Source organism: Herbidospora mongoliensis (assembly GCF_001570545.1).
Taxonomy (GTDB): domain Bacteria; phylum Actinomycetota; class Actinomycetes; order Streptosporangiales; family Streptosporangiaceae; genus Herbidospora; species Herbidospora mongoliensis.
In genome coordinates this window covers 13,789-24,461 of sequence record NZ_BBXD01000019.1, presented here as the reverse complement: position 1 = coordinate 24,461, position 10,673 = coordinate 13,789, and the positions used below count along the sequence as shown (strand labels likewise).

12 protein-coding genes and 1 pseudogene are annotated in these 10,673 nt (G+C 69.8%); 6 read left to right on the top strand and 7 right to left on the bottom strand.

What is annotated here, in order from left to right:
- The first annotated feature begins 41 nt into the window (after window positions 1–41).
- Window positions 42–962 carry an NAD(+) diphosphatase gene (gene nudC / locus AW272_RS27905; RefSeq protein ID WP_439649165.1) on the top strand — a complete coding sequence of 307 codons (921 nt, stop codon included), beginning with the start codon at window positions 42–44 and terminating at the stop codon, window positions 960–962.
- A 68-nt stretch (window positions 963–1,030) separates the two neighbouring features.
- On the opposite strand, the gene AW272_RS27900 is transcribed toward nudC, so the two are convergent.
- The 5 genes from AW272_RS27900 to AW272_RS27880 form a co-directional block, all read right to left on the bottom strand.
- Window positions 1,031–1,393, bottom strand: coding sequence for a fluoride efflux transporter FluC (locus AW272_RS27900; protein WP_066371913.1), 363 nt, complete (start codon window positions 1,391–1,393; stop codon window positions 1,031–1,033).
- An 8-nt stretch (window positions 1,394–1,401) separates the two neighbouring features.
- Complete coding sequence (locus tag AW272_RS27895; RefSeq protein WP_066371234.1) at window positions 1,402–1,731, bottom strand: DUF190 domain-containing protein; 330 nt, start codon at window positions 1,729–1,731, stop codon at window positions 1,402–1,404.
- Window positions 1,728–2,135, bottom strand: a complete 408-nt coding sequence (locus AW272_RS27890) for a fluoride efflux transporter FluC (RefSeq protein WP_066371231.1) — start codon at window positions 2,133–2,135, stop codon at window positions 1,728–1,730. The genes AW272_RS27895 and AW272_RS27890 overlap by 4 nt, the downstream gene beginning before the upstream one ends.
- Before the next feature lie 112 nt (window positions 2,136–2,247).
- A complete protein-coding gene (locus tag AW272_RS27885) occupies window positions 2,248–2,499 on the bottom strand; it encodes a mycoredoxin (RefSeq protein WP_066371224.1) in 252 nt (83 codons plus the stop codon).
- 59 nt (window positions 2,500–2,558) lie between these two features.
- A complete protein-coding gene (locus AW272_RS27880) occupies window positions 2,559–3,497 on the bottom strand; it encodes an alpha/beta hydrolase (RefSeq protein ID WP_066371221.1) in 939 nt (312 codons plus the stop codon).
- Between the two features lie 150 nt (window positions 3,498–3,647).
- On the opposite strand from AW272_RS27880, the gene AW272_RS27875 reads away from it, so the two are divergent.
- From AW272_RS27875 to AW272_RS46120, 5 genes and pseudogenes are all read left to right on the top strand, one after another.
- On the top strand, window positions 3,648–5,690 hold the full coding sequence (locus AW272_RS27875) for an ATP-dependent DNA helicase UvrD2 (RefSeq protein ID WP_066371220.1): 2,043 nt from the start codon (window positions 3,648–3,650) through the stop codon (window positions 5,688–5,690).
- A complete protein-coding gene (locus tag AW272_RS42550) occupies window positions 5,687–6,553 on the top strand; it encodes an acyl-CoA thioesterase (protein ID WP_066371218.1) in 867 nt (288 codons plus the stop codon). Before AW272_RS27875 ends, AW272_RS42550 begins: the two co-directional genes overlap by 4 nt.
- A gap of 133 nt (window positions 6,554–6,686) precedes the next feature.
- Window positions 6,687–6,926, top strand: a complete 240-nt coding sequence (locus AW272_RS42545) for a hypothetical protein (RefSeq protein ID WP_157518830.1) — start codon at window positions 6,687–6,689, stop codon at window positions 6,924–6,926.
- 124 nt (window positions 6,927–7,050) lie between these two features.
- Window positions 7,051–7,314: a WhiB family transcriptional regulator gene (locus tag AW272_RS27865; protein ID WP_066371212.1), complete on the top strand. Its 264-nt coding sequence runs from the start codon at window positions 7,051–7,053 to the stop codon at window positions 7,312–7,314.
- Window positions 7,315–7,617: 303 nt separating this feature from the next.
- Window positions 7,618–7,941, top strand: a pseudogene (locus tag AW272_RS46120) (class I SAM-dependent methyltransferase); the annotation flags it as partial.
- A gap of 50 nt (window positions 7,942–7,991) precedes the next feature.
- Here the strand turns inward: AW272_RS46120 and AW272_RS27855 are convergent.
- Together AW272_RS27855 and AW272_RS27850 are read right to left on the bottom strand one after the other, a co-directional pair.
- Window positions 7,992–9,308 (bottom strand): ABC1 kinase family protein, encoded by a 1,317-nt coding sequence (locus tag AW272_RS27855; RefSeq protein WP_066371208.1) that lies wholly within the window; start codon window positions 9,306–9,308, stop codon window positions 7,992–7,994.
- Window positions 9,305–10,435: a ThiF family adenylyltransferase gene (locus tag AW272_RS27850; RefSeq protein ID WP_245657751.1), complete on the bottom strand. Its 1,131-nt coding sequence runs from the start codon at window positions 10,433–10,435 to the stop codon at window positions 9,305–9,307. Before AW272_RS27850 ends, AW272_RS27855 begins: the two co-directional genes overlap by 4 nt.
- Window positions 10,436–10,673: the final 238 nt, after the last annotated feature.

Here is a 10,673-nt window from a genome sequence, read left to right as displayed (position 1 = left end):
TAGTGGGGAACAGTCGGCCGCGTGCGGCAATACGCAAGGATATCCCTGTGGACATCACCGAGGGACTCCTGGGGCCCCTGCTGCTCAGCCGTAGCACCGTCGACCGATCCGCCCAGCTCCGGCACGACCCTGCCTGGCTCGACCGGGCGTGGGGTGATCCGTCCACCCGGGTCATGGTCATCAGTGAGGGCCGGACACTGATCAAGCGTAGTGGCGACGAGGCCGAACTCGTCCTGTTCGCCCCCGACCGGGCCCCCGAGGGCCGGCGCCACCTGCTCGGCGTCGACGACGGCGTGGCCTACTTCTCGGTCTCGGCCGAGCTGCCCGACGACGCCGACTCCGCCGGCCTGCGCGAGTCGGGCTCCCTGCTGGGCGACCGCGACGCGGGCCTGTTCGTCTACGCCGTGGCCCTGGAGTCGTGGCACGCCACCCACCGCTTCTGCCCCCAGTGCGGCACGGAGACGACGGTGACCCAGGGCGGCCACGTCCGCGTCTGTCCCAATGACGGCAGCCAGCACTTCCCCCGCGTCGACCCCGCCGTGATCATGATGATCCGCGACCCCGACGACCGCATCCTCCTGGCCCGGGGCCCGCAGTGGCCCGAAGGCCGCATGTCCGTCCTGGCCGGCTTCGTCGAGCCGGGCGAGTCCCTGGAGGCGGCCCTGGCGCGGGAGGTCTTCGAAGAGGTCGGTGTACGAGTCGCCGACCCCCGCTACCTGGGCAGCCAGCCGTGGCCCTTCCCCAGGAGCCTGATGCTGGGCTTCTTCGCCCGCGCCCTCGACAGCGAACTGACCCTCGACCCGAAGGAGATCGCCGAGGCCCGCTGGTACACCCGCGAGGAGATGCGCACCGCCATGGCCACCGGCGACCTCCGCCTCCCGCCCCCGGTCTCGATCGCCCGCAGACTCATCGAAACCTGGTACGGATCAGCGATCGACGACGAAGGCTCCTGGGGCCGCTAACCACCGCCCGAAATTTCGGTATATGGACGGGCTGACGGAGCCGAGCAGCGTTCCTGAGGCCCATCGGCTCACCCGGCTATGGCACGGGCAAGGAGCATCCCGCACACGCCAGCCCCCAGGCCGCCCGCGATGCTCGCCGCCACGTTGGCCGCCGCCGCCAAGCGGGCTCCATCCTGGACGAGCCGCAGGGTCTCGTAGCTGAACGTTGAATACGTCGTGAGGGCTCCGCAGAAGCCCACTCCCGCCAGCGCCATCACCGCGCCGTCGGCGGGCAGGGCGACGAGGAAGCCGAGCAGCGCCGACCCGGCCAGGTTGACCCCGAACGTCCCCCACGGGAAGACGCTGTCGTGGCGCGACTGGATCAGGCGGTCGGTCAGGTAGCGCAGGGGAGCTCCGACGGCCGCCCCGGCCGCCACCAGCAGGGCGGGCAGGAGGCCGGTCACAGGGGCTTGCCTCCGTACCGGTGGACCTCGACCTCGTCCACCATGACCAGGCCCTCGCCGATCAGCCCGTCGAGCTGCGGCAGGAAGGCCCGGATGCGGGCGGGCTCGTCGACGATGACGATCGCCACCGGCAGGTCCTCCGACAGCGACAGGATGCGGGTCGTGTGGATGTGGTTGGAGGCGCCGTAGCCCTCGATGCCCCGGAAGACGCTCGCCCCGGCCAGCCCGGCGGCATGGGCCCGGTGCACGATCTCGTGGTAGAGCGGCTTGTGGTGGCTGGTGTCGGTCTCGCCGACGAAGATGGTCAGCCGCAGCGCCGGTGTCATGTCCGCCTCCCCAACCGCCGGCCCGCCGCCCGGGTGGCCGCCGACCCAATCCATACGGCGGCCAGTGCCAGCAGCGGAGTGGTCACCAGGTAGATCAGGGCGGCCCGGGGCGCGTCACCGTCGAGCAGCAGGCCGATGTCCACGATGTACGTGGAGAACGTGGTGAAACCGCCCAGTACGCCCACCCCCAAAAGGGGACGTACCCAGGCAGGAGCGGCCCGGATCTCGGTGATGGCCACCATCAGGACGCCGATCAGCAGGCATCCGGTGACGTTGATCGCGAGGGTCGTCCACGGGAAGCCGGGGGCGCTCGGGAAGAGCACCCCCAGTCCGTACCGGAGCAGAGAACCCGCGACCCCACCGGCCGAGATCACACCGAACGTCGGCCACGGCACATCACGCATCAGGTCCTCCTACCGGCAGCGGTCATCTGCGGGTAGGGACCGTTGGCAGCCGTCTGCGGTTCTTCGCCCCGAAATCAGGCGGGCGGTGGGCCCCACCACCGCTCACCTGCAACTATATCGACTGACCCATGGTCGCCAGGCGGCGCTTGACCTCGATCACTGAAGGGTTGGTCGCCGCGGTGCCGTCGGGGAACACGACCGTCGGGACGACTCGGTTGCCCTTGTTGACACTCTCCACGAACGACGCCGCCTGGGGATCGGCCTCGACGTCGACCTCCTGGTAGGCGATTCCCTCGCGGGTGAGCTGGCTCTTGAGCCGCTTGCATGGGCCACACCACGTGGTGGTGTATACCGTGAGCGCCATTTTCGTCCCTTTCAGTCGGCAGTCATTGCCAACACAACGGATGACGCTCATCTTCCCATCTAGTACGCCAGATGTCCGATGACCCACGTCTGAATGGTCTCGGCCACGCCCGGCTCCCGGAACAGCGGCGAACTGTGGAAGGTCCCCGGGTATTTCCGGACCGTCATGTTCACGCCGTAGTTGGCCAGCGACTCGCGGAGCAGTTCGCTCTGGTAGGGCGGGACGAACTCCCTGGAGGAGTGGACGCTGAGCATCGGCGCGTCGCCGTAGGAGGCGTGGAACGGCACCTCCATGCTCGACCAGATCCGGGGACACTGGTTGGGGCCACAGCCCCCGGCCAGCGCGACGGCCGCCTGACGGAGCTTGCGCTGCTCGTGGGTGGCGTCGGCACCGCCGTCGGAATAGGCGGTCAGCGGGGAGATCACCGGTGAGACGCCGACGACGGCGCGTAACCCGGGCTGGCCGTGGCCGTAGGTGCCGATGGAGGCGGCGATGTGGCCGCCGGCCGAGAAGCCGATCACGGCGTAGCGGTTCGGGTCGAGGCCGAACTCGCCCGCCATGCGGCGGGTGGTCTCGATCGCCTCAAGCGCGTCGTCACGCTGCGCCGGCCACCGCGCGTCGCCGGACAGACGGTAGTTGACGTTGACGACGACGTAGCCGAGCTCGTAGTAGCTGCGGGTGATGGCCTTCATGTAGGCCTTGTCACCGCCCGACCACCAGCCACCGTGGATCATGAACACCACGGGGCGGACGAGCTGGTCGTTGTCGCGCCAATAGACGTCCATCCGCTGCTTGACGTGCCTGCCGTAGCGGACGGTCGTCTTGCGCTCCTGCACCGGAGGCGGCGTGGACGACGTGCTCGGAGACGGAGACGGCACCGGAGTCGGCGAGACCGTCGCGGTCGGCTGCGGGCTGACGGTTTTCGCGTGAGCGTGCACCGGAGCGCTGAGGACGACGGCGGCGACTGCGAGCGCACCGGCGACGGCCGCTTTCTTCAACGGTCTGAAACCTCCCCGCGCGCGCCCCGTCGTGTCCGCCGGGAACGCTCCCTCTTTACCTTGGGCAGCCCGGCTGTTGAAACGGTCTTGGTCGGGTGCTGCAAGGATGATGCCAGCAGATCACCCTGTCGCGCACGTTGGGAGCCCCATTTGGACGTCCTTTCGGGCCTCGACCCCGAACAGCGCGCGGTGGCCGAGACGCTTCGCGGCCCGGTGTGCGTGCTGGCCGGGGCAGGTACCGGCAAGACGCGGGCGATCACCCACAGAATCGCCCACGCGGTGCAAACGGGTATCGCCGAAGCCAACAGCGTGCTCGCTGTGACGTTCACCACCCGCGCCGCCGGAGAGCTCCGCCACCGGCTGCGCGAGCTCGGCGCGCCCGGCGTCCAGGCGCGCACCTTCCACGCCGCCGCGCTGCGCCAGCTCACCTACTTCTGGCCGCGCGTCATCGGCGGCGACCCGCCCCAGGTGGTCGAGTCGAAGCTGCCGCTGCTGATCGAGGCGGCCCGCATGCTGCGCCGCAACCCCGACCGCGCCGAACTGCGCGACGTCGCCAGCGAGATCGAGTGGGCCAAGGTCACCCAGCACGCCCCCGACGACTACCCGGCCGCCGCGCTGAAGGCCCGCCGCAGCCCGCCGATCCCGGCCGAGGAGCTCGCCCGCGTCTTCGACCAGTACGAGAAGCTCCGCCGCGCCCGCCACCTGGTCGACTTCGAGACCATCCTCGAACTCACGGCGGCCGTGATGACCGAGCACCGCGAGGTCGCCAACCAGATCCGCTCGCAATACCGCTACTTCGTGGTCGACGAATACCAAGACGTCAACCCGCTCCAGAAGCTCCTGCTCGACACCTGGCTGGGCGGCCGCGACGACGTCTGCGTGGTCGGCGACCCCAACCAGACGATCTACAGCTTCACCGGCGCCAGCCCCCACTTCCTGACGAGCTTCGGCGTCGAACACCCCGGCGCGGCGGTGATCAAACTCGTCCGCGACTACCGCTCCACCCCCGAGGTCGTCACGCTCGCCAACCGGGTGATGGCCCGCAGCGCCCACCGCCTCGAACTGGTCGCCCAGCGCGAGCCTGGCCCCGAGCCGGTCTTCACCGAATACGACGACGAGGCCGCAGAAGCGCTGGGCGTGGCGCTGCGCGTCAAGAAGCTCATGGCCGACGGCGTCCCGGCCAGGGAGATCGCCGTCCTGTTCCGGGTGAACGCCCAGTCGGAGGCCTACGAACAGGCCTTCACCCAGGCGGGCGTCCCCTACCTGCTGCGGGGAGCCGAGCGCTTCTTCGAACGCCCCGAGGTCCGCCAGGCCGTCGTCCTGCTGCGCGGCGCGGCCCGCTCGGCCAACGACGAGGAGCCGCTGGCGCCGACCGTCCACACGATCCTGGCCGGCATCGGCCTGACTCCCGAGCGCCCGAGCGGCGGCACCGCCCGCGCGAAGTGGGAGTCCCTCAACGCCATCGCGGAACTCGCCGAAGACGTGGCCGCCAAGGGCGGCGACCTGCCCGCGTTCGTCGCCGACCTGGAACGCCGCGCCGCAGAACAGCACGCCCCGCCGGTCGAGGGCGTCACCCTGGCCTCGCTCCACGCCGCCAAGGGCCTCGAATGGGACGCCGTCTTCCTGATCGGCCTCACCGAGGGCATGCTCCCGATCGTGTACGCCGAGACGCCCGACCAGATAGAGGAGGAGCGCCGCCTTCTCTATGTGGGGATCACCAGAGCCCGCGTCCACCTCAACCTCTCCTGGGCGCTGGCCCGCTCACCGGGCGGCCGCCGATCCCGCCGCCCGTCGCGCTTCGTGGAAACCCTCTCCGGCACCCCGACCGCCGCGCCGCCGCCGTTCTCGCCCCAGCCCGCCCGCAGGCCCGTCGCCGCCCCCGCGACCTGCCGGGTCTGCGCCCGCACCCTGGCCACCGGCCCCGAGCAGAAGCTCGGCCGCTGCGCGACCTGCCCCGCCGAATACGACGAGGCGCTGCTGGAGGAACTGAAGGCGTGGCGCGCCGAGGCGGCCAAAGAGGCCAAGGTGCCGAGCTACGTCGTCTTCACCGACGTCACCCTCCAGGCCATCGCCGAACGCGCCCCCGCGACCGAGGAGGCCCTCCTGGCGATAGCCGGGATCGGCCGCGTCAAACTGGAGCGATACGGTCATGCCGTACTCTCCCTCGTCCGACGCCGCCTGGAGGCCTCGTGAACTCCGCCCTCAAGGAGTTGCTCGACCTGCTCGATCTGGAGCAGATCGAACTCGACATCTTCCGTGGCCGCAGCCCCGAGGAGAGCTTCCAGCGGGTCTTCGGCGGCCAGGTCGCCGCCCAGGCCCTCATGGCGGCGGCTCGCACGGTCGGCCGTGAGCGCCAGGTCCACTCGCTGCACGCCTACTTCATCCGTCCGGGCGACCCGGCCGTCCCGATCGTCTACACGGTCGACCGGGTCCGCGACGGCCGCTCATTCAGCACCCGCCGCGTCGTCGCCGTCCAGCACGGCAAAGTCATCTTCACGATGTCGGCCTCCTTCCACATAGAGGAGGAGGGCGTCCACCACCAGGCGGCGGTCATGCCCCAGGTGCCGGCCCCCGAGACCCTGGCCCCGCTGCACGAGCGGCTGCGCAAGCTCCTCGGCGACGACCCCCAGTGGTCGGCCTGGCTGTCGCGCCCCCGCCCGCTCGACGCCCGCTACGTCACCCCGCTGACGTGGGAGGCCAACCGCGACCCGAGCCTGATCGGCCCGGAGAACCAGGTCTGGTTCCGCTACGACGCCGACCTCCCCGACGACCCCCTGCTCCACGTGGTGCTGGCGGCCTACGCCAGCGACTACACCCTCGTCGACACAGTGTTGTTGGCCCACGGCCTGGCCTGGGGCCCGTCGAACATCTCCGGCGCCTCACTCGACCACGCCATGTGGTTCCACCGCCCGATCCGCGCCGACGACTGGATCCTGTACGCCCAGGAATCCCCCTGGTCCGGGGGCGCCCGGGGCCTCGCCCAGGGCCAGATGTTCACCGCCTCCGGCGAGCTGGCCGTGTCGGTCGTTCAGGAGTGCTTGATCCGGGTTGGCTGAACCTGGAAAATTTCCATGAAATCGCAGGTCGAAAATATGTTGCCCACCCGGCCGCTTGCCGTTTAGGGTCATGCACATGCGAGTCGGACACTACTGTCCGGCCCCCCGAGAAAGTCACCAGGAGGTGAGCCCAGTGCTGAACATCACCGTCTTGATCGCCACGCCGTGGCTCACCGCCGCACGCCCTGCCACCGATGCCGCCTCGTATGGCCCTCAGGCCAAACTGCGCGTCGATGGCACCGACGGCGCCTACGGCGCCTTCGCGCCGAACCAGCTAGTCCGGCGCATGCGTACTGAGCAGACCGTCCACACCGCCAGTAACGGTGGAGTGGGGCGTCCGCGTCCTGCCTGGAGTCGACCAGTCATAACCTGACCGGTCAATCAGCCTCCAGGCCGCGGATCCCCACACCGGATCCGCGGCCTTCTTGTTTCTCCGGCCCCGAATCCCCCCACTGCAGAGGACAACGACCAACACGATTCACAAAGAGGTGACGCAGATGGCGGCCCCGGTCATGGACCTGATCGAAGCCGAGATCCCCTGTCGTACCGACCCTGACCTCTGGTTCGCCGAGTCTCCCGAAGACGTCGAGTTCGCCAAGGCGCTCTGCGGCGGCTGCCCCATCAGGGAGACCTGCCTGACCCGGGCCCTCGAGCGTGAGGAGCCCTGGGGTGTCTGGGGCGGCGAGCTGATCTTGCGAGGCACTGTCGTCCCGCGTAAGCGGCCCCGTGGCCGTCCGCGCAAGACTCCGCTCCCGGTCTGACAACAATCCGACAGCACAACCGACGAACAGCCAAAGAAAAGAGAACTCCAATGACCTTCCATACGACCTCCGCGCCACATCTGTTCCAGGAACTGGTAGATGAGCGAATACGGGGGCTCCAGCGGGAAGCCGCGGAGCACAGCCTCGCGAGCCGCGTGGCCAGCGCGAACAAAGCCCGTAAAAGGGCCGCCCGCGCCACCGCCGCTCTCCAGGCTGCTTTGTCGAGGCTCTAACAGCCACCTGTAGAAAAAGGCCCAGGTGTACCACTACACACCTGGGCCTTTCTGCTGCCCGATTCACCGAATGGCCTTTAGCATGACGGCTCATGACAGAGCCGGACCTTCTCGCCGCCACCCGCGAGGCGTACGACGCCGTCGCCGCCAATTACGCCGTGGACTCCCCGAGCGTTACCGCTCCACCCCGCTCAGCCACGCGATGATCACGGTCTTCGCCGAAACGCTGCAGACCCGGGGCGGCGGCCTGGTGGCCGACGTGGGCTGCGGCCCCGGCCACGTCACCGCCCACCTGTCCTCCTTGGGCCTGCCCGCCTTCGGCGTCGACCTGTCGCCGGAGATGATCGCCCAGGCCTGCAGCAGCTATCCCGACATGCGCTTCGAGATCGGCACGATGGACGCACTCAAGGTCGAGGACGGCACTCTGGCCGGCGTCCTCGCCAACTACTCCATCATCCCGTCGGCGAAGCCGGGGACCCAGTTGAGGACCTCGTCGCGGAAGCGGGCCGTGGTGCCGAGCTGGCACAGGACGCCCACGCCCGCCGCGTGGACCCGGTGGATCAGCACGTAGTTAGCGGGCAGGTTGAGCTGACGGACCACGTTCGTCGAGCGCAGATCGGTCGCGCTGGCGGCCTGGGCCTGGAGCCACCCTCGGCTGAAGGTGAACTCCTCGACCTGGGTCGGTTCCACGTAGGGCGCCAGGAACGCGCGCAGGGAGTCGACGTCGACCTCGATGTGCGGGCGGATGAAGCCCTCCTCGCGCAGGCCGTCGACGACCGTGTCCATGTCGCCCTGGTTGAACAGGCGCACCAGCCGCCCGAACAGCGGCGGGTAGCCCTCGGGCATGCGGTTGACCGCGCCGAAGTCGAGCACGCCGAGCCGGCCGTCGGGCAGCATGCGGAAGTTCCCGGGGTGCGGGTCGGCGTGCAGCATCCCCACCCGGGCGGGGGAGCTGAACAGGAACCGGGTCAGCAGCAGGCCGGCCCGGTCGCGGTCTTCGGGGCTGCCGTCGGTGATCACCTTCGACAGGGGGGTGCCGTCGATCCACTCGGTCACCAGGACGTGTTCGTTGGCCGCGATCACATCGGGGACCCGGAAGTCGGGGTCGTCCTTGTAGGCGACCGCGAACGCGTGTTGCGCCTCGGCCTCCAGGAAGTAGTCGAGTTCCTCGACGATCCGGTCTTTCAGTTCGGCCAGCACCGCCTTGATGTCGAGCCCCGGCAGCAGCGCCCCGAACATCTTCCCCAGCCGCGAGAGCTGGTTGAAGTCGGAGATCAGCGCCTTGCCCGCCCCGGGATACTGGATCTTCACGGCGACCTCGCGGCCGTCGTGCCAGACCGCACGGTGGACCTGCCCGATCGACGCGGCCGCGGCCGGCCGGTCGTCGAACGACAGGAAGTTCTCCCGCCAGTCGGCCCCCAGTTCCTCGGCCAGCACCCGGTGCACGGTCGCGGCGGGGAGCGGGGGCGCGGCGTCCTGAAGTTTGGTCAGGGTGGCCCGATATGGCCCGGCGATCTCGGTCGGCAGGGCCGCCTCGAAGATCGACAACGCCTGGCCGAGCTTCATCGCCCCGCCTTTGAGCTCACCGAGAATCTTGAAAATCTGCGCCGCAGTACGCTCCTGGATCTCCTGGGCGACGATTTCCGCGGGCTTCCCGCCGATCCGTTTCCCCAGGCCGAGAGCAGTGCGCCCAGCGAACCCCAGGGGCAGGGCCGCCAGCTTCGCCGAGCGCGTCACGGCGTTGCGCGGAAGGTCACTCACGCGACCATTGTTAGCCCAGCCTGGTCGTTTCGACTACAACGGCATCGAGGATGACGCGGCCAGACCCTGCGCCGCCACTGTAAATCCGGCAGGATTTCCGCCGTGCCGACCGCGTCGACACCGCGTCCGTCGAGGAATGCGAGCACCTGCCCGGCCGCCTGACCGGCGACCAAACCCGACGTGATGGTGTCACAACCCGTCTGCCCCCGGATGGCGGCCCGGACCGTGGGCCAGCCAGGATCCCGGTCTCGCCGGGTCAACTCGACGCATCCCAGGCACGGCGACTGCCCCGGCACCACCAGCGGCCCCACGGAACCGCATCCCTCGGCGCAGGTCGCGAGCAGGTGCGGGACGCCCAGCGTGGTGAGGTCGTGGGCCAGCAACGGATCGGCCGCGCCGATCGGCGCCAGCACGACCATGTCGGGGGTGGCGGCGCCGTCCATGAGCCCGGCGGCGGCCCGCCCCTCCCATGCGGTGACACTCGGCGCGACCGAGGAGGCCACCGCGACCGCGCCCTCCTCGCGAGGCTTGCCCACGTGTTCCCAGCCGAGGCCGCCCGGGACGACGTCCTCCGGCCGCGCGCACTCGGGATCGAGCACACAGATCCGCCCGACCCCCGCCGCGGCCAGCAGCGCGGCCACACGGGCTCCTACCCGCCCGGCACCATAAATCCGGACATAAGACCCTTGTCTGGCCGTAAAGGCCTTCAGTCCGCCGTCCAGGGCCGGGGGGAGGGACTTCTGGCCGGAGGCGGACTCGGTCAGCTCGTAGACCGTGGGAGGGAGCGACAGCGCCTCCAGGTCGGGCCTGAACCGGTCGCGCTCCTCCCGGCTGAGGGAGGTCAGCGGCGCGGGCCCCGAGACGTCGTCGAGCAGGCCCCGGCCGGCGAGCAGATCGATGATCCGCGTGGCGATCGTCTCGTCGATGCGGGACTCGGCGATGGCCTGCGCCAGAGTCCTGGTGCCGTCGAGGGCTCTCACGAAGCGCCGCCCCCGCTCGTCGAGCCCGGTCAGCAGCACCGCCCGTGCGGGATGCAGCCCGAACTGGAGTGTCTCCTCGTCACGCGCCGCGACCCCGACGGCGGGCTTCACTCTCGGCCGGCTGGCCATACCCAGGAGTTGTGTCATGGCGGGGAAACTGTCACACCCGGTGCTTCCGCCGAGGCGCTTTCCCGCCGCCTGTGGATAACCTTCCCGGCGTATCGATCCGGGGCGGGCGCGGCCGGTTGGCGCCGGTTGCGGGGCGCACCGAGAGCGGTGGGCGGTGCCGGCCGGGCGGAGCCGTAACGGAGAAAGGTTTTGCTTTTCGGCACGTGGTCATATCCGTCCGTTGCCGTACCAACGGGGAAACTGGAGCGCACCGGCC